Annotated in this window: 23 protein-coding genes; 5 read left to right on the top strand and 18 right to left on the bottom strand. The window is 30.7% G+C overall.

Features of this window, described 5'->3' with window-relative positions:
- Positions 1-95: 95 nt before the first annotated feature.
- Positions 96-1,805, bottom strand: a complete 1,710-nt coding sequence (locus ABGT36_RS04205; protein WP_300627250.1) for a peptide ABC transporter substrate-binding protein — start codon at positions 1,803-1,805, stop codon at positions 96-98.
- Positions 1,806-2,194: 389 nt separating this feature from the next.
- Between ABGT36_RS04205 and pepT the strand changes: the two genes are divergently transcribed.
- The gene (gene pepT, locus ABGT36_RS04200) at positions 2,195-3,403 is read left to right on the top strand and encodes a peptidase T (protein WP_308698053.1); all 1,209 of its coding nucleotides are present in this window, start codon (positions 2,195-2,197) and stop codon (positions 3,401-3,403) included.
- A gap of 4 nt (positions 3,404-3,407) precedes the next feature.
- Positions 3,408-4,304, top strand: a complete 897-nt coding sequence (locus tag ABGT36_RS04195; protein ID WP_087298921.1) for a diacylglycerol kinase family protein — start codon at positions 3,408-3,410, stop codon at positions 4,302-4,304.
- Between the two features lie 198 nt (positions 4,305-4,502).
- On the opposite strand, the gene ABGT36_RS04190 is transcribed toward ABGT36_RS04195, so the two are convergent.
- The 5 genes from ABGT36_RS04190 to ABGT36_RS04170 form a co-directional block, all read right to left on the bottom strand.
- On the bottom strand, positions 4,503-5,435 hold the full coding sequence (locus ABGT36_RS04190; RefSeq protein ID WP_087298923.1) for an ABC transporter ATP-binding protein: 933 nt from the start codon (positions 5,433-5,435) through the stop codon (positions 4,503-4,505).
- 1 nt (position 5,436) lies between these two features.
- Entirely contained in the window at positions 5,437-6,528 is a 1,092-nt protein-coding gene (locus ABGT36_RS04185; protein WP_204215192.1) for an ABC transporter ATP-binding protein, read from the bottom strand.
- A 2-nt stretch (positions 6,529-6,530) separates the two neighbouring features.
- Entirely contained in the window at positions 6,531-7,460 is a 930-nt protein-coding gene (locus ABGT36_RS04180) for an ABC transporter permease (RefSeq protein ID WP_087371354.1), read from the bottom strand.
- A gap of 6 nt (positions 7,461-7,466) precedes the next feature.
- Positions 7,467-8,408: an ABC transporter permease gene (locus ABGT36_RS04175; RefSeq protein WP_346676950.1), complete on the bottom strand. Its 942-nt coding sequence runs from the start codon at positions 8,406-8,408 to the stop codon at positions 7,467-7,469.
- Positions 8,409-8,493: 85 nt separating this feature from the next.
- On the bottom strand, positions 8,494-10,092 hold the full coding sequence (locus ABGT36_RS04170) for a peptide ABC transporter substrate-binding protein (protein WP_346676949.1): 1,599 nt from the start codon (positions 10,090-10,092) through the stop codon (positions 8,494-8,496).
- A 249-nt stretch (positions 10,093-10,341) separates the two neighbouring features.
- On the opposite strand from ABGT36_RS04170, the gene ABGT36_RS04165 reads away from it, so the two are divergent.
- On the top strand, positions 10,342-11,640 hold the full coding sequence (locus ABGT36_RS04165; protein WP_087298933.1) for a glycoside hydrolase family 32 protein: 1,299 nt from the start codon (positions 10,342-10,344) through the stop codon (positions 11,638-11,640).
- 30 nt (positions 11,641-11,670) lie between these two features.
- On the opposite strand, the gene ABGT36_RS04160 is transcribed toward ABGT36_RS04165, so the two are convergent.
- Genes ABGT36_RS04160 through ABGT36_RS04145 form a run of 4 tightly spaced genes read right to left on the bottom strand, consistent with a single transcriptional unit; the run spans position 11,671 to position 13,668 of the window.
- Positions 11,671-11,850: a PspC domain-containing protein gene (locus ABGT36_RS04160; RefSeq protein WP_087298935.1), complete on the bottom strand. Its 180-nt coding sequence runs from the start codon at positions 11,848-11,850 to the stop codon at positions 11,671-11,673.
- Positions 11,851-11,853: 3 nt separating this feature from the next.
- Positions 11,854-12,633, bottom strand: coding sequence for a DUF4097 family beta strand repeat-containing protein (locus ABGT36_RS04155; protein ID WP_346676948.1), 780 nt, complete (start codon positions 12,631-12,633; stop codon positions 11,854-11,856).
- A complete protein-coding gene (locus ABGT36_RS04150) occupies positions 12,630-13,349 on the bottom strand; it encodes a DUF1700 domain-containing protein (RefSeq protein ID WP_296882990.1) in 720 nt (239 codons plus the stop codon). The genes ABGT36_RS04155 and ABGT36_RS04150 overlap by 4 nt, the downstream gene beginning before the upstream one ends.
- 1 nt (position 13,350) lies before the next feature.
- On the bottom strand, positions 13,351-13,668 hold the full coding sequence (locus tag ABGT36_RS04145; RefSeq protein ID WP_087371336.1) for a PadR family transcriptional regulator: 318 nt from the start codon (positions 13,666-13,668) through the stop codon (positions 13,351-13,353).
- A gap of 190 nt (positions 13,669-13,858) precedes the next feature.
- Between ABGT36_RS04145 and ABGT36_RS04140 the strand changes: the two genes are divergently transcribed.
- Positions 13,859-15,505, top strand: coding sequence for an aryl-sulfate sulfotransferase (locus ABGT36_RS04140; protein ID WP_346676947.1), 1,647 nt, complete (start codon positions 13,859-13,861; stop codon positions 15,503-15,505).
- Between the two features lie 20 nt (positions 15,506-15,525).
- Here the strand turns inward: ABGT36_RS04140 and ABGT36_RS04135 are convergent, their stop codons facing one another.
- The 3 genes from ABGT36_RS04135 to pflB form a co-directional block, all read right to left on the bottom strand.
- Complete coding sequence (locus tag ABGT36_RS04135) at positions 15,526-16,407, bottom strand: ROK family protein (protein ID WP_087298946.1); 882 nt, start codon at positions 16,405-16,407, stop codon at positions 15,526-15,528.
- 96 nt (positions 16,408-16,503) lie between these two features.
- Positions 16,504-17,253, bottom strand: a complete 750-nt coding sequence (pflA, locus tag ABGT36_RS04130; RefSeq protein ID WP_087298949.1) for a pyruvate formate-lyase-activating protein — start codon at positions 17,251-17,253, stop codon at positions 16,504-16,506.
- An 81-nt stretch (positions 17,254-17,334) separates the two neighbouring features.
- The gene (gene pflB, locus ABGT36_RS04125) at positions 17,335-19,587 is read right to left on the bottom strand and encodes a formate C-acetyltransferase (protein WP_346676945.1); all 2,253 of its coding nucleotides are present in this window, start codon (positions 19,585-19,587) and stop codon (positions 17,335-17,337) included.
- Positions 19,588-20,040: 453 nt separating this feature from the next.
- On the opposite strand from pflB, the gene ABGT36_RS04120 reads away from it, so the two are divergent.
- Positions 20,041-20,718, top strand: coding sequence for a transcription antiterminator (locus ABGT36_RS04120; RefSeq protein ID WP_087298952.1), 678 nt, complete (start codon positions 20,041-20,043; stop codon positions 20,716-20,718).
- A gap of 78 nt (positions 20,719-20,796) precedes the next feature.
- Here the strand turns inward: ABGT36_RS04120 and deoC are convergent, their stop codons facing one another.
- The 5 genes from deoC to ABGT36_RS04095 are packed head-to-tail and all read right to left on the bottom strand — an operon-like array spanning position 20,797 to position 25,678.
- Positions 20,797-21,435: a deoxyribose-phosphate aldolase gene (deoC, locus tag ABGT36_RS04115; RefSeq protein ID WP_087371331.1), complete on the bottom strand. Its 639-nt coding sequence runs from the start codon at positions 21,433-21,435 to the stop codon at positions 20,797-20,799.
- The gene (locus ABGT36_RS04110; RefSeq protein WP_087298956.1) at positions 21,425-22,885 is read right to left on the bottom strand and encodes a UDP-N-acetylmuramoyl-L-alanyl-D-glutamate--2,6-diaminopimelate ligase; all 1,461 of its coding nucleotides are present in this window, start codon (positions 22,883-22,885) and stop codon (positions 21,425-21,427) included. The genes deoC and ABGT36_RS04110 overlap by 11 nt, the downstream gene beginning before the upstream one ends.
- Positions 22,882-24,171: a tRNA (N(6)-L-threonylcarbamoyladenosine(37)-C(2))-methylthiotransferase MtaB gene (gene mtaB / locus ABGT36_RS04105; RefSeq protein WP_087298958.1), complete on the bottom strand. Its 1,290-nt coding sequence runs from the start codon at positions 24,169-24,171 to the stop codon at positions 22,882-22,884. The genes ABGT36_RS04110 and mtaB overlap by 4 nt, the downstream gene beginning before the upstream one ends.
- A complete protein-coding gene (locus ABGT36_RS04100; RefSeq protein ID WP_296881774.1) occupies positions 24,168-24,941 on the bottom strand; it encodes a hypothetical protein in 774 nt (257 codons plus the stop codon). Before ABGT36_RS04100 ends, mtaB begins: the two co-directional genes overlap by 4 nt.
- Entirely contained in the window at positions 24,938-25,678 is a 741-nt protein-coding gene (locus ABGT36_RS04095) for a 16S rRNA (uracil(1498)-N(3))-methyltransferase (RefSeq protein ID WP_087298963.1), read from the bottom strand. The genes ABGT36_RS04100 and ABGT36_RS04095 overlap by 4 nt, the downstream gene beginning before the upstream one ends.
- Between the last annotated feature and the right edge of the window lie 32 nt (positions 25,679-25,710).

Here is a 25,710-nt window from a genome sequence, read left to right as displayed (position 1 = left end):
ACATCCTTTAAAAATTTAAGTAATAAACATATGCGGGCTGTATGGATACATACAGCCCACTTAAACAATTTTGCACACAAACTTTAATCAATTAATTATTTTACACTAGCATGTCTTGCATCAATATCAGAGAATGCAGTACGTACTAATCCTTTTACTCTTTCAGAAGTAATATAACTTTTCTTTCTATTATATACATAACCGATTGGGCAATCTTGAGCTAGAATTTGTTCGATTTGAACCATTAATTCATTACGTCTAGTTTGATCAGCTTCTGCATTTGCTTGTTCTACTAAACTATCATAAGTTGGATTGCTATATAATCCAGAGTTATTTCCAGCTCCAGTAACAAATAAATCTAAGAAAGTCATTGGGTCGTTATAATCAGGTCCCCATCCAGCGAATACGATATCAAAGTTATGATTGTTCATATCATTAATACGTGCTTTATAAGTTTCTGCTTTAACTTCAATATTTACACCTAATTTAGATTTAACTTGTTCTTGAACGAAAGCAGCATAAGTTTTAGCTGAATCAGTATCATCAGCGATCATTGTGAATTTTAATTCATCAACAGTTAATCCAGTTTCAGCTAATCCTTGTTCTAATAAAGCTTTTGGATCTACACTATCACGATGATAAACATCTCCAACTGAAGCTGTAAATTCACCATTATTAATTGCAGGTGGTGTAAATGAGTTTGCTACAGTTGAACCATTTTTAACAATACTATCAATAAATTGTTGAGCATCTACTGCATAAGTGATTGCTTTACGAATATTAGCATTGTTTAAACCAGGTCTAGTTACATTATATTGTAAATAGAAGTTTGAACCATCATCAAATTCTTTAATTAAGTCTTTATATTGATCTTCTTTTTGTAAATCTTGTACTTGATCTCCAGTTAATTCAATAACATCGATTGAACCTGCTTGATATTCATTTAAACGAGTATTTGAATCTTTGATCATTCTGAATGTGATTTTATCTAATTTAATAGAATCAGCATCCCAGTAATCTGGATTCTTTTCAAGAACGATTGAATCTTCATGAGTCCAATCTGTAATAACGAATGGTCCGTTATAAACCATTTTATCTGCTTCAGTAGCATATGATTCAATTCCACCTAATTTGTTGAATTCTTCTTCATTAACAGGTAAGAAATTATAGAATGCTGTTAAAGCAACAAAATATTCATAAGGTCCAGTTAAATTAAATGTTAAAGTATAATCATCTACAGCTTTATAACCGATTGATTCGTGTACTCTTGCAACTTCTGCTTCTGCTGCTGCTACAGCTGCTTCTGCTGATGATGTATCTCCTTTATCTTTTTTAGCTTTAGATAATGCAGATTCAGCTTCAGCAAGTTTTTCAGTTGCTGCCATATAATCTTCAGCTCCTACGATTCTAGGTGCCCAAGTACCAGAATAAGGTGCTGCATTAGAAGTAGTAAATAATTGATCTAAGGCAAATACGAAGTCTTTTGCAGTTACTTCTTCACCAGAAGACCATTTAGCTCCTTTTCTTAAATGGAAAGTTACAGTTCTGTAATCTGCACTTACGTCCCAGCTTTCAGCCATTCCTGGAACAGGTTCACTATTTTCATCTAATGAAACCAAACCTTCCATACAATGTCTTAATACGTTTCCTGATCCTGTACTTGAAGTCAGAATCGAATTCATTTGTGGTGGTTCTTGTGTCAAATCGATACTAATAGCATTTTCATCGCTAGAACCAGATCCGCCACCGCAACCAACCAACATAGTTGCTGTTAATGCTAAGGCAACTAGTTTTTTTAGTTTCATATCTATTCCCCTTCCTTTTTTTAAGCAATCAAATATGATATTGCCTTTTTCTAGTGTAATAAAAAATTTTTTTCTTGTCAACCTTTAATTGCGACAATATTCCACAAAAAATACTTAAATTTTACATAACCTTTACTATAAAACACAATTTTATTCCACATATTTTATTAAAATCCTAAAATAATCATTTATTTCCACTTATTTGTATACAACAATATCAGAATACAACTTAAAATAATATTTTAAAAAAAATTAACTTTTCTTTTAAAACTACCACTTCTCATCAAATTTATATATAATTTATATATAAAAAAAATCTAAACATTGTTAAAAAATCAATTTATGAGTATAATTATTATTAAATATCAAATAAGGGAGAAGTACTAAAAATGAATATTGAAGAAAGATTTTTAAAATATGTAAGTTTTGATACACAATCAGATGAATACTCAAATACTACCCCATCAACTTTAAAACAATTAGAACTAGGAAAAGAACTAGTTAAAGAAATGTTGGAAATTGGTATTAGTGATGCCCATTTAGATGAGTATGGAATCGTTTATGGAACTATTAAAGGCAATGGTGGTCAAGGTGATGTCATTGGTTTTATCGCTCACATGGACACCTCACCTGATGCTAGTGGTACAAACATAAAACCACAAAAAATAACTAATTATGATGGTTCAATCATTACTATTAACAAAGAATTAGGATTAACACTAGATCCTGATAAATTTAATATTTTAAATAAAATGATTGGTCATGATTTAATCACTACTGATGGTACGACATTATTAGGTGCTGATGATAAAGCTGGTGTTGCTATCATTATGGATTTAGCTAATTATCTATATGAACATCCTGAAGTTAAACATAATGATATTAAAATAGCTTTTACGCCTGATGAAGAAGTTGGTCGGGGACCTGATAACTTTGATGTTAAAAAATTTAACGCTCAATATGCTTATACTTTAGATGGTGGTGATATTGAAGAATATAATTACGAAAACTTCAATGCTTATAGCGCAAAGGTAGAAATTACTGGAAAATCAATTCATCCTGGTGATGCTAAAAATAAAATGGTTAGTGCCATTAATGTTGCAATTGAATTTGAAAATATGTTACCAGAACAAATGAAACCATATTACACTGATAATTACGATGGTTTTAATCATCTTCATCATTTAGAAGGTGGTTGCCAAAAAGCAACAATGGAATATATCATCCGTAACCACGACTACGATATTGCTCAAAAACAAATTGCTGATTTTAAACGAATCAAAACATATCTTGATGAAAAATATGGTTATGAATTAGTAAAATTAGATATTCAGGAATCATATCTTAATATGGCAAAGATAATTAAAGATAATTATTATATTATTGATAATTTAAATCAAGCAATGGCTAAAGTAGGCATCAAAGCCCAGGCAACTCCAATTCGTGGTGGTACTGATGGAGCTCGTTTAACTTTTATGGGGCTACCTTGTCCTAATATCGGAACTGGTGGTGCTAATTTCCATGGTCCTTTTGAATTTGTTTCCTTGACAATGATGAAACAAGCAGTAGAAGTTTTAAAAGAATTAATAAAAGAATAACTAAATGAAACGTTGTTTATTAATTATTAATCCTTCTTCTGGTCAAAGAACAATTCAAAATTCACTAGATAAACTTACCGGTCAACTGATTTTACAACAATTAGTAAATCACATTGATGTCTTTTATACCCAGAAAAAAGATGATGCTTACAATCATGTATTAAATGTCGATGAAAAAAATTATGATTTTATCATTGTTGTCGGTGGTGATGGCACCATTAACGAAGTTGTTAGCGGTATGGTAAGCACCAACAAGAAAATTCCACTTTGTATTTTGGCAGCTGGAACAGTAAATGATTTTGCTAATTACTTAAATCTTCCTAATCAGGTTGATAAAGTATGTGCCATGATCAAACAATTTAAAACATTATGCTTAGATGTTGGTAAAATTAATGATCGTTATTTTATGAATGTTGCTGCAGGGGGAATGTTTAGCGATGTTTCTTTTACCGTTAGCAAAGCAGATAAAAAAAGATTAGGTCCGTTAGCATATTACATTAATGGAATTGCTAATTTACCAAGTCAGTTAAACACTAATATTGATTTAAAAGTCGTTATTGACAATTACGAAACTAAAGAGTTTGAAGCAAAAATGTTTATGGTTAGTAATACTAATCGCGTGGGTGGCTTTGATCGTATTATTCCTTATGCCGATGTTCAAGATGGTTTATTGGATTTAATTATTATAAAAAAATGTTCAGTTACTGATTTAATGGCTTTATCTAAAGATTATTTGTTGCATAAACACGCTAAAAGTCCGTTTATTTTTTATACTCAAGCCAAAAAAATTACTATCAGTACTAAACAAGAGTTAGTAATTGATATTGATGGTGAAGAAGGTTCACCATTGCCAGTTACTATTGAAGTTGTTCCTCAAGCTCTTAATATCTTAATTCCTTAATCTTTATTGTATAACTTAAGTTTAATTTGATAATCTCCTAGAAAAAAGTAAAAGCAAATACTATTTACTAGGAGATTTTTATTTGGAAAAATGAGCAATCAATATAATTACTAAATAAAAAAATATTCCTACTAGTAAACTAGTAGGAATACAATTTTGATTATTTAATCTTTTAATTTGATCGAGGTATTCTAATAACTAAACCCGTTTTGTCCATTCTTCAAATTCTTCATCAGTTGCTAAAACCATATGAGTTCCTTCAACTAAATGTTCAGTTCCTTTTTCATAATCAATATCATTATTATCATAATCATAACTGATTGAAGTACGTGTTTTTTCTACCCTTGGATTAGGAATAGGAATTGCACTTAATAATGATTTAGTATATGGATGAATCGGATTATTGAAAATTTCATCAGTAGTTCCTGTTTCTACTAAGTGCCCTAAATGTAAAACACCAATATGATCCGAAATATATTTAACCATACTCAAATCATGAGCGATGAATAAATAAGCAGTATTAGTTTCTTTTTGAATTTTCTTCATCAAGTTTACCACTTGAGCTTGAATTGAAACATCTAAAGCAGAGATAGCTTCATCAGCAATAACTAAATCAGGATCCATAATTAATGCTCGAGCAATCCCGATTCTTTGCCGTTGTCCACCAGAAAATTGATGCGGATAACGACTAGCATGTTCTTTAGATAACCCAACCAGTTCCAAAATTTCATATACTTTTTGATTTCTTTCTTCAGTAGTTTTATACAAATGGTGGATATCTAAACCTTCAGCAATTATATCTAAAACCTTTTTACGAGGATTTAAACAAGCCATTGGATCTTGAAAAATCATCTGCATCTTAGTTCTTAATAATCTCAAATCATTTTTAGACATCTTACCAGAAATATCTTTACCTTTGAATAGTACTTTACCATCAGTTGGCTTATATAATCTAATAATACTACGACCTGTAGTTGATTTTCCAGAACCAGATTCACCTACTAAACCATATGTTTCCCCTGGATAAATTTTAAAAGAAATACCGTTGACTGCTTTAACTGTAAATTTACGATTGATTCGAAAGTATTGTTTTAAGTTTTCAACTTCTAATACAGGTTCTCTTGTTTCCATCTTACAGTCCCTCAACTTTCATTTTTTCTAACCTTTTTTTCAATGATTCTGGCATTTCTACCTTTGGTGCTTTTTCATGCATTAGCCAGCTGGCTACTTTATGAGTTTTTGAACCAGGTACATCGAACATCGGTGGTTCTAATCGTAAATCAATATTTAAAGCATATGGATTACGAGGAGCAAAAGCATCCCCAACTATTTCATAAGCTAAGTTTGGTGGTGTTCCAGGAATTGTATATAAAACATCATCATTTGTATCTAGATCTGGCATCGATGATAATAATCCCCATGTATATGGATGACGTGGATCATAGAATATTTCATCAATAGTTCCTTGTTCAACTATTTTACCAGCATACATAACATTAACAAAATCCGCTACTTTTGCAACAACACCTAAGTCATGAGTAATATAAATTACTGATAAATCCTTTTTAGTTTGGATTTCTTTAATTAATTCTAGGATTTTTGCTTGAATGGTAACATCAAGCGCAGTTGTTGGTTCATCACAAATCAATACATAAGGATCACATGAAAGAGCAATAGCAATAACAACTCTTTGACGCATCCCTCCTGATAATTGATGCGGATAGTTTTTCATTCTCTTTTGGGCATCAGTGATACCAACTAATTCTAATAATTCAATTGCTTTAGCATACGCTTCTTCTTTAGAACGTTTATAGTGATAAATCATTGGTTCCATAATTTGTTTTCCAATTGTCATTGTTGGATTCAATGAAGTCATTGGATCTTGGAATACCATGGCAATTTTACGACCACGAATTTCTTTTTGCATTTCTCGCTCGCTCATTTGAACAATATCACGTTCTTGACGTTCACCAGTATATTCATCATACCAGACATATTCAATTGAACCACTGTCAATAGTACCATTGTTTGCTAAAATACCTAAAATAGCTTTTGTAGTAACACTTTTACCTGAACCAGATTCACCAACAATAGCTATTGTTTCACCCTTATATAAATCAAGATCCACACCACGAATTGCATTTACTTTACCGGAATCTGTTTTAAAAGAGATATGCAAATCTCTAACTTTTAAAATTCTTTCTCTTTTTTTACTTGCTTCCATCATTACATCTCCTTCATCGTTGGATCTAATGCATCACGAAGTCCATCAGCAACTAAGTTGAAGCATAACATCAAGATTGCTAAGGCAACAGCAGGAATTAACATTTGATAAGGATAGATCAAGAAGAATTCAAAACCATCATTTATCAATGTTCCAAGTGAAGCTTCTGGAACTGGTAATCCTAATCCAACAAATGATAAATATGCTTCATAGAAAATCGCATTTGGAACTGTCATCATACACATGATAATTAACTGATTAATAATATTTGGTAAAATTTCTTTAAAAATGATAAAGAAATTTGAAGCTCCTAGTGTTCTTGAAGCTAAAACAAATTCATCTTCTTTTACTTTTAGAACCTGAGCTCTAGTAATTCGTGACATCGGTATCCACTCAGTAAATGACAATGCAATTACAATCGTGAATAATGATGATTTCATTACTGTTAATAATAATGTTAAAACTACTAATGTTGGAATTGAGTTTAAAACTTCTTGAATTCTTTGTAAAATCATATCGACTTTACCACCAAAATATCCAGAAATTAAACCATAAGTCATTCCCACAATAACATCAATAAATACTGCTAAAAAAGCAATCATCAATGAAACACGAGCACCACGCCACAAACGTACAAATAAATCACGTCCGAAGTTATCAGTACCAAAAAGATGCGTTGCATTAGGCTCAATATTAGCAAGTGATGTATCAATTGCCGCATAATCCCAGCTGCTTATCATTGGTACAACTATTGCTAAAAGAATATATACAGCAATAAAGATTATTCCAATTACTGATCCTTTATTTTTAATAAAACGTCCTATTGAATCTTTCCAAAAAGGTTTAGCTGGCATAACGACGTCTTTAATATCATCTTTATTTTCACTAACAAATTCAAAATCATCAGCTAAAAATTCATATTTTTCAGTCATTATAGCTTACCCCCTTCCTAAACGAATTCTTGGATCGATCAATCCATAAGAAACGTCAATAACAAAAACAATTACTATATACATAACTGCATATAAGAATGCACATGCTAAAACAATATCATAGTCATTTGCTGAAATACCATTGATCAACAATTTACCTAAACCAGGTACCCCGCAAATCTGTTCAACGACCATTGTCCCAGTCATCAAGTTAACTAAGATAGGTCCTAAAATTGTAATTACTGGAATTAACCCATTTCTTAAAGCATGTTTTAAAATTAAAGTTCTACCATCTAACCCTTTAGCCTTAGCTAAAGTGATATAATCACTATTTAACACCGAAATCATCTCGGTTCTTGTAAACCTAGCCACATTGGCAATAACACTCATAGACAAGGCTAAAACCGGCAGTATCGAACTAAAAAACGGATTTCGATTACTATATTGGAGTGGTAAAATTTTCAATTCAAAAGCAAAAATCATAACCATCAATAACGCAAAAACGAATGATGGAATAGAAACCCCTAATACTGAAATCGTAGTAGTTATAGTATCCCAGATTGTATTCTTTTTTAATGCAGCAATAACACCTAAAAGCATTCCTACTAAAGTACCAAAAATACAAGCTGCAATACCATAAATAAATGAAATTTTAGCAGCATTACCTACTAAAGAAGCAACTGACACATTTTTATATAATGTAAATGAAATACCAAAATCCCCAGTTACCATATCTTTTAAATACATAACAAATTGTACTAATAACGGCTGATCAAAACCATATTTAGCATTAGCCGCAGCAAGCTGGGCATCTGTCATCCTTTCTGAATTAAAAGGAGTACCGGGTAGTGATCTGATCATCACAAACAATACAATGATAATAACAAACAGAGTTATTAGAGAAATGGCTAATCGCTTAGCTATATATTTAGTCATTGCTTTATCCATATCTTTTTCCTCCTTTAACAAAGAAACACATTATAGATAAATTTATAATGTGTTTCTACCTACTTTTTTTATTTTTTATTTACTACTAAACTTTATGAACGTATTTTAATACGTTTGGTCCAGTTACTCTAATTACTAAACCTTCATAATCTGTATTCCATAATGCACATCCACCTTTTTCAAAGATAGGCACCATAGCATAATCATCCATTAACATTTTTTCAGCTTGAATCATTAATTGCCAACGAGTACTAGCATCTGCTGCAGTAGTAATTTGATTTAAGATTTCGTCATAAGCAACATTTGAGTATTTACCATCATTGTTACTATTTGTAGTACTATATAATGTTAAATATGTTGTAGGATCGGCATAGTCAGGTCCCCAACGAGTTACTGCCATATCAAAGTTACCATTAGTCATGTCCTCTAATCGAGCATTTTTCGATTCTACTTTCATTTCAATATTTAAACCATTTAATTTACTTAAAGCACTTTCTAAGTATTCTGCAGCTGTATCATTTGGCGCCTCATTATTACCATATAATAACTCTAAAGTAATTTCAGAAACTCCTAATTCTTGTAAAGCAGCATCTAAATATTGTTGAGCTTGAGTTAAATCATAGCTTAAATAACTTCCAGCATCATCACGGAAATCAGTTTCTTGCGGGCTTAAAGTTAGACCGCTAGGTACAAAACCTTGAGCAGCAACTGAACCATCTTTTAAGACGTTCTTTGCAAAATCACTGCGATCAATAGCCAAGTTAATAGCACGACGTAAGTTAATGTTTTGTAATTGTTCATTTTGATAATTGAACATGATAAAGTGCATATATCCTTGTTGGTAAGTGTAGTAAGCATCTGAATCTGTATATTGATCTACCATTTCAAAGCTGATAGGTACAAAATCATAATCACCATTTTCAAATCCCATAGTTCCTGTATCAGGAGATACTGATTGATAGATTTCCACACCATCTAATTGTACAGCATCAGCATTAAAGTATTCTTCATTCTTTTCATAAGTAATACGAGAACCTTGTTGATAATCTGTTACTTTAAAAGGACCGCAAGATAATAAATTATCTGCTGAAGTAGCATAATTATCTTCACCAACTTCCTTAATAAACGCTTCATTTTGTGGATAGAAAACTGCGAAGTTCATCAATTCCAAGAAATAAGCACAAGGTGTAACTAAATGAACAACTAAAGTTTTATCATCAGTTGCTTCAACACCTAATTGGTCGGCTTCCATAGTACCTTCCATAATTGCAGTAGCATTTACAATGTTAGCACCATCAGGACCGAACATTGATGAATATTCACCACCATTTTTAAGTAATCTTGTCCAAGCGTAAACAAAATCATTTGCTGTAACTGGGTCTCCATTTTCCCAATTAGCATCATCTCTAATTTTAAAAGTCCAAGTAAGACCGTCTTCACTAGTTTCAGCATCTTCAGCTAGATTTAAAGCGATTTCACCATCTTCATCACGAGCTGTTAATCCTTCAACAAATTGAGCAATAGCAGTAAATGAAGCCCCATCTGTTGCAACTGTTGAGTCTAATGATTTAGCTTCAGTGTCTAAAGCGTAATAAAGAATATCTCCATCGCTTCCTCCACCACCACAGCCTGTTAGTGAAACCATCATTGCTAGACTAGCAAGAACTGCTAAAAATTTCTTCATTTTTATCCCCCTTCTTCCAAATTGTATCACTTCATACATGTATACAATTCTTAGTATAGATATAGAATACTACAAAACGGATTATTAGTCAACATAAAATTATTATCATGATAATATCGACGTATTAAAATTCATTTTAATTTTATAATATAGTCAGTAATTTTTTTGTAATATTAAAGATAAGATTTAAATTATTTTTTATCTATAGTAAAATAAAAACTGAAAATATTATATAAAAAGGAGGAACTTATGCATCCAAAATATCATTTAACAGCCCCTAAACATTGGATCAATGATCCTAATGGTTTTATCTACTATCGAGGTAATTACCATTTATTTTATCAATATTTTCCCTATGAAAACCGTTGGGGAACAATGCACTGGGGTCATGCGATAAGTAAAGACTTAATTAATTGGCAAGATTTAGGAATTGCTTTATACCCAAGCAAAAACTTTGACGCTAATGGTTGTTTTTCTGGTTCAAGCATTAAAATAGATGGTAAAATGTATATTTATTATACTTCAGTAAGATATACTAAAACAAATCCTGAAAATATCCATACTACTCTTACCGGTGATGAATTTTTATCAAGTCAGAGTATGATCATTAGTGAAGATGGGTTTAAATTCGATAATCTAAATAGTAAAAAAATGATTATCCCTGTTTTTAAAGAAGGTCAAATCGGACATCCTACTCACACCCGTGATCCAAAAGTCTGGTATCATGACAATAAATATTATATGGTTCTTGCAAGTAAGTATTTAGATGAAACAAATAATTACAATGGTCAATTGTTATTTTATAATTCTACCGATGGTAAAGATTGGAAATATGTAAATAATTATCGTGGTCTTAAATACGGTGATATGTGGGAATGCCCAGATATATTTAATGTTGATGGTCAGGATATTTTAATTATGTCTCCAGAACGAACTAATAAAGATGGTTACCCATCGCATGGTCGAATTACAACTATTAATTTTGATCATGAAAATTGTAAGTTAGAAATTACTGGTCCATTAAATTATTTAGATTATGGTTTGGATCTTTACGCTCCACAATCAACAATTGATGAAGATGGTCGTAGAATTTATGTTGCCTGGATGCGGATGCCTGCACCAGATGATGAAAACTGGATTGGATTAATTACTTATCCTCGAATAATCACGTATCGAAACAATCATATCTATAGTGATATACATCCTAATGTCGATAACCTTTTTGTTAGTGAAACAAATGATTTTAATAATGAAATTGCATGTAAAATTACAACTAAATTAGATATCGGGGATTATTTAAATATTGGTGGTTATCAAATCAGTTTTGATGGTAAATTAAATATTGATCGAAGCTTAGTTTATAATTATGATGCTGGTTTAAAACAATTATCATCACCCAAATTAGATAAATGTGAGTTAAAAATTTTCTATGACCAGCACATTATTGAAATCTATATTAATAATGGTGAATATGTTTTATCAAATATTGTTTACAACTTATCAAATGACATTAATAGTAATACTAATTTTACTATCTATAAAAAATAGTGCTTCATACGAGCACTATTTTTATTATCTTTAACGATTTGGAATAATAATTGCAGCAATAATATAAGCCAAAATGCCACTACCAGCAAATGCACAAAAAATAACCCAAGCCAATCTTACTAAAGTAGGATCAACATCAAAATACTCAGCTAAACCACCACAAACACCAAATATCATTCGATCATGAGTTGAACGATATAATCTTTTCACTTACTACACCCCCATATTAATCGTTATTTTACCAGCATCGCAATTGGCTGTAAAACTGCGCTTACCACGCTGATTACTATCTTTTAAAATATCACTTTCATAGTTACTGATCGTGATATCACCTAAATCACAATCTGTTTTATAATCATAATCACTCTCTAAACCAGCTAGGGTGACATCAATATCCCCTAAATCACATTTAAATTCACTATCAAGACTATCAAGATAATTAATCTTGATATCTCCAGCATCAACATCAATTTTAGCATTTTCAACAACTAGATTATCAGCATCAAAAGATCCTAAATCAACATTCACTTCTAAATCACGAGCATAAATATTAGCTACATTCATTTTACCAGCATCAACTTCTAATTCCACTTTATCAAAATGATAATTAAATGGTACAAATATAGTAATTCCAGTATCATCATTATTAAAATTTATCAAGCGATTTACCTGCGAACCATCTTTAATAACTAATGTGTCATTATCTTTTTCAACTTTAATTGTTGAACTAATATTTTTGCCTTCTACTTTAATAACTGTTCCCTCATATTCAACAATATCAACAGTTCCAATTTGACAATCAATTTCCAGGTTCTCAATATTACTATATTCATTTTTTATGTCTACAGTTTCAACAAATGGTACTTCGATATCAAACTCACCACGTTGATACAAAGTATCCAATTGATCAAAGCCTCCTAAAATTGATCCCGAAACAAGCAAAACAACAGCCACTATGATTGAACCTAAAATGAAATACTTCAATTTCTTCATTCTGTTTGCCCTCCCCGATTAAAAAATTGTTGTAAAAAATATAACGCTTCTCGAGCCAATTTTACACAAGCTTTAAAAATTCTTGGTATTAACTTAATGATCCAGCCATCAAGATAGAAAAACAATAATGATAACGCTAATAATCCAAATCCTGTTGCTAATATAAGCAATCCAGCACCTAAATAACTTCCTAATAGCATAATTCCTTTAATAAAACAAACAACAGCACCAATAAGACAAGCAAAACCACCTATCAAGATACCAAAGCAAACTCCTAATATAGCCATGAATAAGGCAAAAGCTATCGATATTAAAGCACTGCCTGCTATTCCAAAAAGAAATATTGCTCCAACAATTATACCTATTAATAATATCCGATTTCGTTCAGGATTGCCTTTAAAATGACTATCTTTTGTTTGATTAGTTTTGTCATCTACAATCTTGGCTTCAATAATTTCTTGATTTTGTTGATAATAAGCATTATCCATCTTACTTTCAGTATATTCAATATCCTGATCAAAGCGATTTTCCAAACCCGCTTTAATTATAGCCGCTACTCGTTCAGGTGACCCTAATTCTTCAATTATCAATGCTTCATTTTCAATTCCCGCTTCATCAAAATAATCTTCATAATATTCTAAAGCAGCCTGACGTTCTTCATCTTCAATATCTTGCAGTAAATAGGACAACTGCTCTATAAACTCCTTACGATTCATTTTAATTTCCCCCGCCTATAATTTTATTGATTTTGTTTACATAGATATACCATTGCTCTTTATACAAAGATAATTGAGCCTTCCCCTGAGGTGTTATTTTATAATATCGACGATTACGACCTTGATATTGTCGATCATATGTTTCTAAACAATTATCTTTTAATAAACGTCTTAAAACCGGATATAAAGTTGACTCAGATACATCTAAAGCCATTCTTACGTCCTGAGTAATCTTATAACCATAAGTACCTTCAGGTTCTTTAGATATAACTGATAAAACAATTGTATCTAATAATGCCGCTCCAGTATTAAATATCATTAGTCAAACCCCTTCCTAACTTTTATTTCAATAATATTATATGACGTATAATATTATCTGTCAATTAATATTATATTGTTATAGATTTATAATACATATCTAATAAAATATTTTAATATTTGGTTTTTTTAGTTAATTAAGTAATATTTTTCCCATAATTCAATTTGATAATAAATACAAGGAGGTAAAAATGAAGAGGGCAAAAAAGAAAATATTTATTTTAGCTATTGTTGTAGTGATTGTTGTAGGAGCCGTTTTGATACTAAATAGAGAAACAATTACTAGCGAACAATCTAGTGATGACAATAACAGTATCACTTATATAAATCTAAATAAAGATTATGATGATATTGAAGATATCTATGATTTAGATTACCAAAATGAAATTAATGAGCAGATAAGTAATTTAATCGATAAAAATGATTATACTTTGCAAAATCCATTATTAATTGCTAATCCTTACGGTACTAACACAACTGGTATTTATATGTATTTTTCAAGTGATGAAGCTTGTAAAGCCAGTTATACAATAGAAGCTGATGGTTATAGCACTTTTTCAAAAACATTAAACAACAATAGTGAAGATGGCTATACTAATGAACATGAATATTTGTTAGTTGGCAGTATTCCAGGGGTCAAAAATTTCATAACTGTAACATTAACTAATCAAAACGATGAAGTTATTGACACCTTAAGCTGGAGCTACGATGCACCAGAGTTAGTTGGTAGTGAAGATAACATCCAGCTTGATGTTACTAGCGGGGAAAGTACACAAGCTTTAGATGATGGTCTTTATACAATGCTAGGTAATCGCACTACCGAAGATAACGAAGAAATTGATTTTATTTTGATCTATGATAACGATGGTACTATCCGCAGTGAAATACCGATTATTAGTTATCGCAGTTGTCGTTTATTATTTGAAGATAATACGATGTATTTTAGCATTAGCGCTAGTAAAATTGCTGCTATGAATCAAACTGGTCAAATTACTGCTATCTATGATACTTCTAATTACAATTTACATCATGACTACATTTTTGGAAATGATAATAACTTTTTAGTATTAGCATCAAAGGAAGATAGTTCTACTGAAGAAGATATCATCATTAGCATTGATAAAGCTAGTGGCGAAGTAAGAGAACTTATTGATTTAAAAGAATTATTTAAAAATTATTATTCTAATTTATCAAATAACAGTGATGATGAACCATTAGATTGGATTCATATTAATTCTATTGAATTAGTTGGTGACGATACAATAATTATCAGTTCAAGAGAAACATCATCAATCATAAAAATCAACAATATCTATGATGAACCAGAAATTGATTATATTATTGGTTCAAAACAATTCTGGCAGGAAAGTAATTACGATAATTTAGTATTAAATCAAATTGGTGATTTTTCAATAAATGCTGGTCAACACTGTGTAGTTTATCAAGAAGATCAAAGTCTACCAGCAGGTCAATATTATTTGTATTTCTACAATAACAATAATACTATTTGTTCTACTAGAGATTATAACTATTCATCAGACAACAGTTATTATAATACTGGTGTTGGTTCCGATGGAGAAACTTCTTATTATGACAAATATTTAATTGATGAAAACAATAGAACTTTTTCATTAGTGGAAAGAATTCCAGTTACTTATTCTGGATATGTTAGTTCTGTCCAGGAATTAGGTGATAATGTTTTAATCGATAGTGGTGGTGCTTTTGAAGCATCTGAATACGATAGCAATAATCAGCTTATTCAAACTGTTAAAGGTACTGGAGCTACCTGGTGGTATCGAGTTTTCAAATATGATTATAATGATTACTGGTTTCAATAAAAAATAACAGGAATTTCCTGTTATTTTTTACTTAAAGCTTGTTTTGCAAGTGCTAAGGCACCACATACACCTGCATTATCACCTAAAGCTGGTGAAACAATATAATCTTCAATTTTATCAGTTAAGATTTCATCTTTTTGGATATATCCATTTAAGAATTCTCTTAAATATTTAAAAATCATTGGGAACATTTGTTTTTGCTTAGATACCCCACCACCTAATATTATTTTCTTTGGTGATAATACTAGCACGTAAGTAGCTAATGCTTGTCCAATATAATATGCTTCTAAATCCCAAGCTGGATGGTCTTCTGGTAATTCTTGTCCTTTTTTACCCCAACGAGCTTCAATTGCTGGTCCAGCAGCCAATCCTTCAAAGCATGTTCCATGGAAAGGGCATTTTCCAGCGTAATTATCATCTTCACGAACAATCATTTTCATATGTCCCATTTCTGGATGTAATAAACCATGAACTAAATTTCCTTCCACGATAGCTCCACAACCGATTCCAGTTCCAATAGTCATATATAAAGCACTGTCTAATCCTTTAGCAGCACCAAAATAAGCTTCTCCTAAACAAGCTCCATTTACATCAGTATCGAATCCCATAGGAATATTATAACGTTCTTTTAAAGCACCCATGATATTAAAATTACCCCAACCAGGTTTTGGTGTAGTAGTAATATATCCATAAGTTGGACTATTTAAATCAGGATCGATTGGTCCAAAACATCCTACCCCTAGTGCTTCAATATCTTTACCATCAAAAAATTTAAAGATATTTGCTAATGTCTTTTCTGGCGTTTCAGTTGGAAATGAATCTCTTTCTAAAACATTACCATTTTCATCACCGATACATACGACGAATTTTGTTCCTCCGGCTTCAATTGCACCTAATTTCATTTTCAATTTTCCTCCTTGTTATATACCTCTTATATTATAACTTAAATTTAATTATAAATGAATAAAAAAGGATAAACCATTAAAGTTTATCCATCATTATTTATACTTATCAGTATGTAGAATTTTATTAGCATTTTCAACACGTTCGCTACTTGGTGGGTTAACTCCTTCTAATTGATAAGGAATATTTAATTCTTCCCACTTAAATGTACCTAATGTATGGTATGGTAATACTTCTACTTTTTTTACATTTTTTAATGAACTAATAAATTTATCTAATTCCATTAAATACTCATCTTTATCAGTTATTCCAGGAACTAAAACATGTCTGATCCAAACTGGTTTTTCAATATCTGATAAATAACGAGCCATATCTAAAATATTAGCATTACTTCTTCCTGTTAATTCACGATGTTCTTGATCGTTGATATGTTTAATATCTACTAATAACAAATCAGTGTATTTCATTAATTCATTGAACTTAGAAAAGAAAGGTTCTTCACGTGTAAAGTTACCTCCACTAGTATCGATACAAGTATTAACTCCTTCTTTTTTAGCCAATTTGAATAACTCAATTAAAAAATCGATTTGTAATAAAGGTTCTCCACCACTAATAGTAATACCACCATTTTCACCCCAATAGCTTTGATACTTCATCGCTTTTTCTAAAGCTTCTTGTGGTGTCATTTCCATTGTTGGCTTAGCATTAGCCCAAGTATCTGGATTATGGCAATATTTACAACGTAATGGACATCCAGATAAAAATAAAATATATCTAATTCCAGGACCATCAACAGAACCAAAGCTTTCAATTGAATGTACTTGTCCTTTTATTACATTGTCCATATTATTCTCCATTTCACATATTATTTATCAAAACAGCCTCTTTAACTAAGAGGCTGTTTTATTTCAATATTCTTGAATAAATTACATTGATTTATGGCAAGTTCTTGAAATAACGTCCATTTGTTGTTCACGAGTTAAATCAATGAACTTAACAGCATATCCAGATACACGGATTGTGAAGTTTGCATATTCTTCTTTTTCTGGATGTTCCATAGCATCAATTAATTTTTCAGTTCCAAATACGTTAACATTTAAGTGATGAGCACCTTGATCAAAGTATCCATCTAATACTCTTGCTAATGTATTTTTACGTTCTTCAAGATCATGTCCTAAAGTATCAGGGCTGATTGTTTGAGTATTAGAAATACCATCTAATGCCCATTCATATGGTAATTTAGCTACAGAGTTTAATGAAGCTAATAAACCAGATTTTTCAGCACCATAAGATGGGTTAGCACCTGGAGATAAAGGTTCACCAGCTTTACGTCCATCAGGTAATGAACCAGTTGCTTTACCATAAACTACGTTAGAAGTAATAGTTAAGATAGAAGTAGTTGCTTCTGAATCACGATAAGTATGATGTTTTTTGATTTTTTCTAAGAAAGTTTGTAATAACCATACTGCGATATCATCTGCACGATCATCATCGTTACCATAACGAGGGAAATCTCCTTCAGTTTCGTAATCAACAACGATTCCATCTTCATCACGAATTGTTTTAACTTTTGCATATTTGATTGCACTTAAAGAGTCTACTACATGAGAGAATCCAGCAATACCAGTTGCAAATGTACGTTTTACATCTGTATCAATTAAAGCCATTTGAGCTGCTTCATAGTAATATTTATCATGCATATATTGAATTAAGTTAAGTGTATTTACATAAATATCAGCTAACCAATCCATACATTGATCATAAGCTCTCATTACTTCGTCATAATCTAAATATTCAGAAGTAATTGGACGATATTCAGGAGCTACTTGCTGTTTTGTTTTTTCATCAACACCACCGTTAATAGCATATAATAAACATTTAGCTAAGTTAGCACGAGCTCCGAAGAATTGCATTTCTTTACCAGTTTGAGTTGCAGAAACGCAGCAGCAAATTGAATAATCGTCACCCCATACAGGACGCATTACACAGTCATTTTCATATTGAACTGAACTTGTTTCAATAGAAATTTTTGATGTATATTTCTTAAAGTTTTCAGGTAATCTAGAAGAATATAATACTGTTAAGTTTGGTTCTGGTGAAGGTCCCATGTTTTCTAATGTGTGTAAGAAACGGAAACAGTTTTTAGTAACCATTGGACGACCATCGCAACCGATACCAGCAACTTCTAGTGTAGCCCATACTGGGTCACCTGAGAATAATTGATTGTATGAAGGAATACGTGCGAATTTAACCATTCTACATTTCATTACGAAATGGTCGATTAATTCTTGAGCTTCTTCTTCAGTAAGTACTCCTGCAGCTAAGTCTCTTTCAATATAGATATCTAAGAATGTAGAAATACGTCCTACAGACATTGCAGCACCGTTTTGAGTTTTAATAGCTGCTAAATATCCAAAATATAACCATTGAACAGCTTCATGAGCATTTTTTGCTGGTTCAGAAATATCATATCCATAAATTTCTGCCATTTTTTTCATACCTTGTAAAGCTTTTACTTGTTCTGCGATTTCTTCACGACGACGAATAATATCATCAGTCATTGATCCACTACCACAAATAGCTAAATCATGTTGTTTGAAATTGATTAATTCATCGATACCATATAATGCAACACGACGATAATCTCCTACGATACGTCCACGTCCATAAGTATCTGGTAAACCAGTAATAATTTTGTTACGACGAGCTAATCTAATTTCTGGTGTGTATACATCAAATACACCTTGGTTATGTGTTTTGTGATATTCAGTAAAAATTTTGTGTAATTCTGGATCTGGTGTATATCCATAAGTTTCACAAGCTTGTTCAGCCATTCTGATACCACCATAAGGCATAAATGCTCTTTTTAATGGTTTGTCAGTTTGAAGACCTACAACTTTTTCTAAATCTTTAAGTTCTTCATCAATATATCCAGGCCCATAAGCAGTTAATCCAGAAACTACATGAGTTTCCATATCTAATACCCCGTTATTAGCACGTTCTTCTTTTTGTAATTCCTGAAGTTTACCCCATAACTTATTTGTTGCTTCAGTAGGTCCGGCTAAGAATGATTCATCACCATAGTATGGTTTATAGTTATTTTGGATGAAATCACGAACGTTAATTTCTTCTTTCCAAAGTCTACCTTTAAAGCCATTCCATTGTTCTTTCTTTAACATATAAATTTTTTCCTCCTTGAAATTTTTTAAATGCAATCTTACATAAGCAAAATAATTTTCTGTTCAAGCAAGGGATATTTCAGATTATTATCTACTTACCGTAAGCATTTACATTTTAAGAATAACACACACTATATTTGGGGAAATTTTTTATTTTCCCTTTGTTATCCACGTCTGCATTATATTATAAAATGATTTTACAATTCAAGTAATTTGCACCAAAAAAACAAATTATTTTTAACAAATCCATACTCGCAATTAATAAGCAAAAAAACGCTCTGATTGTAAGCGCTTACATATTTTTTTTAATTAATAAAAAGAATTTTTATTATCCGATTGCCATAAACTTAAAATAAATAATATTGTTTTTTATTAATAAAATTAATTAATTTAATAGTAGATTTTTTTTTCATTTTATTATATAGTATTATCAATGTTGTAGGAGGTTTCATAATGGATTTAACAATCAACTCTGATGAAGCTTTTAATCAAACGAAAGCTCATATAACCAATATCATAAACGACACAATTAATGACTATGATTTTACTCTTTCTGATAATTCAATTAATAATTTAGCAGTTCATTTATCTATTGCAATTATTAGAATTAAATCTGATAACTATATTCCATTAAGCAATAGTCAAATTTCTTCATACAAACAACAATATAGTTATCCATATGCTAAAATGCTTTGTGATCGTTTAGAAAAAGAATTTGGTATTAGTTTTCCTGAAGCTGAAGTTTCGTTAGTATCTATGTATTTATCAAAAAATCAAAAACTGGATTTTGAACTTAATTCAGGATTAGATTTATTAGATGATCATGTTTATCAAATTTTAAATCAAACAATGGAAAATATATATAAAGAATACCAGCAAGACTATCGCAGTGACAATAAACTAATTGTTGCTATCGGTTTACATTTAGAACCAGCTTTAGAACGCTTATCAAAAAATGAACCTGTAAAAAACCCTTTAAAAGAAAAAATCATTAAACGGCATCCAACAGAATTTGAATATAGCCAAGTTTTAAACCAAGTAGTTAAACAACAATTAAATTTATCATTTGATGACGATGAATTAGCATTTCTTGCATTACATTTTGTTGTTGCTAATAATCGAATTGATTAAAATAATATGTAAGGAAGTAAACCTTCCTTTTTATTTTACTTTTTTCAAAAAAAGATGATTAAAAATCATCTTCCAAAATTATTTTACTAAAACAACTCCATTACTAGTACCAATTCGATTGGCCCCTGCATCAACCATTGATTTTAAATCTCCTTTAGTTTTAATACCACCTGAAGCTTTGACTTGAAGATTTGAGCCAACCGTTTGCTTCATTAAAGCAACAGCTTCAACAGTAGCCCCACCAGTTGAAAAACCAGTAGATGTTTTTACAAATGCAGCATTAGCTTCTTGAGCAAGTTTACAAGCCGTTATAATTTCTTCATCAGTTAGTAAACATGTTTCAATAATTACTTTAACACATTTACCATTAGCCGCTTGAACCACAGCTTTAATATCGTTTAAAACTACATCATCATTACCATCTTTTAATGCCCCAATATTAATAACCATATCAACTTCATCAGCACCATTTTCAATAGCCTCTTTAGTTTCAAAAGCTTTAACTCTACTAGTATTAGCTCCTAAAGGAAAACCAATTACTGTACATACTTTTACATCACTATCAATTAGTTCTTTGGCACAATAACTAACCCAATAAGGATTCACACAAACTGAAGCAAATTGATATTCTTTTGCTTCTTCAATAACTTTTTTTACCATTTCTTTTGTTGCATCTGGTTTTAAAATAGTATGGTCTATCAGTTTATTATATTTCATCATCACTACCTCCATAGATTCGTTTTATGGCCTCTTGGATAATTTCTTTATCACCAGGATAATCAACCTGACCAACTTCTAAAGAAATAAACTTTTCATGTCCTTTACCTAAAACAAGAATAATGTCGTCTTTACATGCTAATTCTACTGCCTGTTCAATAGCAACCTGACGAGATTCAATGATCACACTACTAATATCGGTAATTTCTTCTTGAATTGATTCACAAATTGTTTGTACATCTTCACCACGATCATCTAATCTAGTTAAAATAACGTGATCTAAATATTTATTAGCAAGCTTACCTAATTCTTTACGCAATTTGTAATTTCGCTTACCAGGAGCTCCCAAAACGGCAATTAAACGACCATGATTTTGACGGACACTATCAACATATTCAAATACCGCTTCATAATTAGCAATATGCTGACAATAATCTACTATTACAGTAAAATCCTGACCGGTTTCAATTAATTCCATTCTTCCTTCAATCGGTTTAACATTTTCAATTGCATCAATGATCATTTGATCATCACAACCAATAGCAATTAAAACACTGACAAGCGCTAAAACATTATAAACATTAAATAATGCCAATACTGGTGAACTTACATGGAATGTATTGCCTTTAAAAGAAATATCGAATTCACTATGGTCTAAAAATAATTTAATATTTTTAGCCATAACATCACTTTCATTTTCAATTCCATAAGTTAAAATTCGCCCTTGAGTGCTATCCTTGATTTGAGGAAAATTTAGATCATCACTATTTAAAATTGCCCATCCTGATGGTTTGATTTTTTCAAATAGTTTTTGTTTTGCTAGAACGTATTGCTCTTTAGTTCCATGAAAGTCTAAGTGTTCAGCTCCAATATTAGTCATAACAGCAATATTAAAATTAATACCATCAACTCTTCCAAGTGCTAAACCATGACTTGAAGCTTCCATCGCTACAACTTTTACTCCACCACGATTCATTTCAAATAGCTTTCTTTGTAAAAATAACGATTCTGGAGTCGTGTAAGGACAATCCTCTTTTCGACCATTGTATTCAAGAGAAATTGTACCAATGTATCCGGTACTGCAAAACTTCGACATCGCATCTTTAATCATTGAAGCAACAACTGTTTTTCCACTTGTTCCAGTAACACCAATAATTCTCATCTTAGAACTAGGATTATCATAAAATACATTAGAGACACGATTTAATTCTGCTAATGTATCAGCTACTTTAAAATAAATAATTTTATCATGATAATAGTCTAGTTCTTTAGAATGAACAATTACTTTAGCACCTTGAAAGATAGCATCTTCAACATAACGATGACCATCAACACTTAATCCTTCAATACAAAAGAATACTGAATACGGTTTAACATATCGAGAATCACTATGGATTGAGTATATTTTCATATCAATATCTGTATCAAACAATTCGTTTAAGTATTTCATGAGGCGATGCTCCCCTCTAACATATCACTATATTTTTCAATTTTAATATTAACAATTTCACCAATTAAATTTTCATTAGTTTTTACTTTTACTTGAAGATAGTCACTAGCATGACCGATTAAATAATCACCTAAACGTTTTTCAAATAAAACTTTTAAAGTTTTATCAATTTGTTTCATTGCAAAATCATAATTTAACTGTTTAGATAATTCTAATAATCGTTCAACTCGCTGATGTTTTACTTGATCATTTACTTGATCTTTCATTTTAGCAGCAGGTGTGTTTTTTCTAGGCGAATATGGAAAAACATGGAGCTGACTATAATTAACTTTTTTTATAAAATCATAAGTTGCCTGGAATTCTTCATCAGTTTCACCTGGGAATCCAACAATAACATCAGTAGTAAAAGCTATATTAGGTAAATAACTACGAATCTTATTAATTTTTTCTAAATACTGTTCAGTAGTATATTTACGATTCATTCTTTTTAATGTAGCATCACATCCTGATTGTAAAGGGACATGAAGATGATCAACAATAATATCGTTTGAACCAATTAAATCGATTATCTCATCAGTAATCTGACTAGTTTCAATTGAAGAAATTCGTAAACGTTTCAAACCTTTTATTTTCACTAAATCAACTAATAAATCATAAAAACTATAATTTTCTAAATCCTCCCCATAACCAGCAGTATGAATTCCTGTTAATACAATTTCAACATAGCCACGACTCACTAAAAGCTCAGCTTGCTTTAAAACACTTTCTGGTTTACGAGAACGAACTCTTCCACGAGCATAAGGAATAATACAATATGTACAAAAATTATTGCAGCCATCTTGTATCTTTAAAAATGCACGGGTATTTTTAAAACGATCGATATTTAAATCTTCAAATTTACGCAGATTTTTTACACTATCAACTTTAACAATTTTTTGGTTTGTTTTTTGATATTCTTCAACTAAATCCACAATCTCTTTTCGATATTGTGTTCCTAAAACGACACCGATTCCTTCAATCTGTTCAATATCTTCAGGGGCTACCTGACTATAACATCCTACTGCACAAACAACTGCCTCTGGATTTTTTCTTATTGCTTTTCGAATCATCTGTCTAGACTTACTATCACCAGTATTAGTAACTGTGCATGTATTAATAACATAAACGTCAGCTACTTCTTTAAAATCAACTTCTTGATAGCCAGCATCTTGAAATATTTTTAACATGGCATTTGATTCATATGTATTTACTTTACAACCTAATGTATGGAATGCTACTGTTTTCATTTACTCACCTTTTTTAATAATTTTTTATATGTTTTTTCACCAATAAATTTATTGGTATGTAAAAATTCAACTACTTTAGCTTCATCATCACTATTAGCTAATAAAGCCAAAGCTTCTTTAATTAATTCTAAATCAGGATATTCTTTTGTATATTTATCGATTAATGGGAATTCATCAACAACAATTCCCTTTTTATCAAATTGATAAACTGTTTTAAAATCAAAATGATAAAAATAATAATATTCATCATCTACTCCTACTAACTGTAATGATGATAAATGTGAATTATATGGTTGAATACCATACAATTCAAACATATTTTTTATATTTCGAGGATAATTTGCGATATATTCTTTATGTTTTTTTAATGTGACTAATTGATAATCTGTTGTATAATATTTATTTATAAATGGTTCTAAAAAAGGAATATAAATTTCTTCTTTACTTTGATTATCCTTAAAATGTGGTAGATTTGCAATTACTTTTTCTTCATCCTGGTTAATCATTCTTTGCCTTTCTTTATAAGTGACATATTCAAAAATATCATAATTTACTGCCACAAACTGATTATAACATTCATCGATAACCTGTTTATTTCTAATCCCATTTAAGATAACCTCATAAGCAAATAAATCTTGTGGATATTTAACTTTATAGCTAAAACCATATTCAACAAGTTCTTTGCTCCCCTCTTCAACAAATCGATACAACCCGGTTTTATTTAATTTTATTTCATACCGGTTTTTTTCCAGTAATTTTAAAATTTTCATCTTTCTATCTCCCTGCTATAGCCAATCACACTTAAAAAATATAACGGTGCTGTCTCGCTACGTAAAATACGTTTTCCTAAAGAACACGCTTTAACTCCTAGTAGCTCCATTTGGGTAATTTCATCTTGATCAAACCCACCTTCACAGCCGACAATAATCGTTATTTTAGCACCGGAATGCAATTGTTTCAAGGTTTCTTTTAAAACCATATGCTCACCTTGTTTTGCTAATTCTTCATAGGCGACTAAATTATAATCCCCTAAATAATCACCTAGCTGCTTTAAATTAATTACATTAGTAATCTCTGGAATAATATTACGATGTGACTGTTCGCTTGCTTCTTTTAAAATTTTTTGATAACGAATCATCTTTTTAGCAAACTTCTGCTCATTTGTTTTAACAACACAGCGTCGTGATAATAAAGGTACAATTCTTTTTACTCCTAGTTCTGTTGCTTTTTGTAAGACCAGTTCAAATTTATCACCTTTTGGCAATGCATAAATTAAAGTAACATCTACATCCAATTCATTATTTTCATCAAGATATTCAATTACTTCTATTGACCCAGTATTAATATCGACAATTTTGCCAAGATAAACTTTTCCTTTAAGATCAACACAAATAATCTGATCACCATTATTTTTACGCATTACATTTTTTAAATGATGAACATCATCCTCATTTAAATTAATTATTATTGAATTATCAATAATTTCATTTATAAAATATCGCTGCATTATTAAACCTCCACTTTCCATTCTATCATGAA

Origin of the sequence: Erysipelatoclostridium sp. An173 (assembly GCF_963931465.1) — a bacterium.
Lineage (GTDB): Bacteria > Bacillota_I > Bacilli_A > Erysipelotrichales > Coprobacillaceae > Thomasclavelia > Thomasclavelia merdavium.
The sequence above is the reverse complement of the archived record's forward strand: the minus strand, read 5'-3'. Positions and strand labels throughout refer to the sequence as shown.

Coding starts and splice junctions, on each gene's coding strand:
- ABGT36_RS04135 (WP_087298946.1), bottom strand. CDS start 16,407: ATGAAATTAGGTGCAATTGAAGCCGGAGGAACAAAATTCGTCGTATGT.
- ABGT36_RS04155 (WP_346676948.1), bottom strand. CDS start 12,633: ATGAAGAAATTGAAGTATTTCATTTTAGGTTCAATCATAGTGGCTGTT.
- ABGT36_RS04205 (WP_300627250.1), bottom strand. CDS start 1,805: ATGAAACTAAAAAAACTAGTTGCCTTAGCATTAACAGCAACTATGTTG.
- ABGT36_RS04195 (WP_087298921.1), top strand. CDS start 3,408: ATGAAACGTTGTTTATTAATTATTAATCCTTCTTCTGGTCAAAGAACA.
- ABGT36_RS04110 (WP_087298956.1), bottom strand. CDS start 22,885: ATGAAATACTTAAACGAATTGTTTGATACAGATATTGATATGAAAATA.
- ABGT36_RS04190 (WP_087298923.1), bottom strand. CDS start 5,435: ATGGAAACAAGAGAACCTGTATTAGAAGTTGAAAACTTAAAACAATAC.
- pflA (WP_087298949.1), bottom strand. CDS start 17,253: ATGGACAATGTAATAAAAGGACAAGTACATTCAATTGAAAGCTTTGGT.
- mtaB (WP_087298958.1), bottom strand. CDS start 24,171: ATGAAAACAGTAGCATTCCATACATTAGGTTGTAAAGTAAATACATAT.
- ABGT36_RS04145 (WP_087371336.1), bottom strand. CDS start 13,668: ATGATATTTAATACTGGAGCGGCATTATTAGATACAATTGTTTTATCA.
- ABGT36_RS04175 (WP_346676950.1), bottom strand. CDS start 8,408: ATGGATAAAGCAATGACTAAATATATAGCTAAGCGATTAGCCATTTCT.
- ABGT36_RS04095 (WP_087298963.1), bottom strand. CDS start 25,678: ATGCAGCGATATTTTATAAATGAAATTATTGATAATTCAATAATAATT.
- deoC (WP_087371331.1), bottom strand. CDS start 21,435: ATGAAATATAATAAACTGATAGACCATACTATTTTAAAACCAGATGCA.
- ABGT36_RS04170 (WP_346676949.1), bottom strand. CDS start 10,092: ATGAAGAAATTTTTAGCAGTTCTTGCTAGTCTAGCAATGATGGTTTCA.
- ABGT36_RS04150 (WP_296882990.1), bottom strand. CDS start 13,349: ATGAATCGTAAGGAGTTTATAGAGCAGTTGTCCTATTTACTGCAAGAT.
- ABGT36_RS04185 (WP_204215192.1), bottom strand. CDS start 6,528: ATGGAAGCAAGTAAAAAAAGAGAAAGAATTTTAAAAGTTAGAGATTTG.
- ABGT36_RS04165 (WP_087298933.1), top strand. CDS start 10,342: ATGCATCCAAAATATCATTTAACAGCCCCTAAACATTGGATCAATGAT.
- ABGT36_RS04120 (WP_087298952.1), top strand. CDS start 20,041: ATGGATTTAACAATCAACTCTGATGAAGCTTTTAATCAAACGAAAGCT.
- ABGT36_RS04100 (WP_296881774.1), bottom strand. CDS start 24,941: ATGAAAATTTTAAAATTACTGGAAAAAAACCGGTATGAAATAAAATTA.
- ABGT36_RS04140 (WP_346676947.1), top strand. CDS start 13,859: ATGAAGAGGGCAAAAAAGAAAATATTTATTTTAGCTATTGTTGTAGTG.
- pepT (WP_308698053.1), top strand. CDS start 2,195: ATGAATATTGAAGAAAGATTTTTAAAATATGTAAGTTTTGATACACAA.
- ABGT36_RS04180 (WP_087371354.1), bottom strand. CDS start 7,460: ATGACTGAAAAATATGAATTTTTAGCTGATGATTTTGAATTTGTTAGT.
- pflB (WP_346676945.1), bottom strand. CDS start 19,587: ATGTTAAAGAAAGAACAATGGAATGGCTTTAAAGGTAGACTTTGGAAA.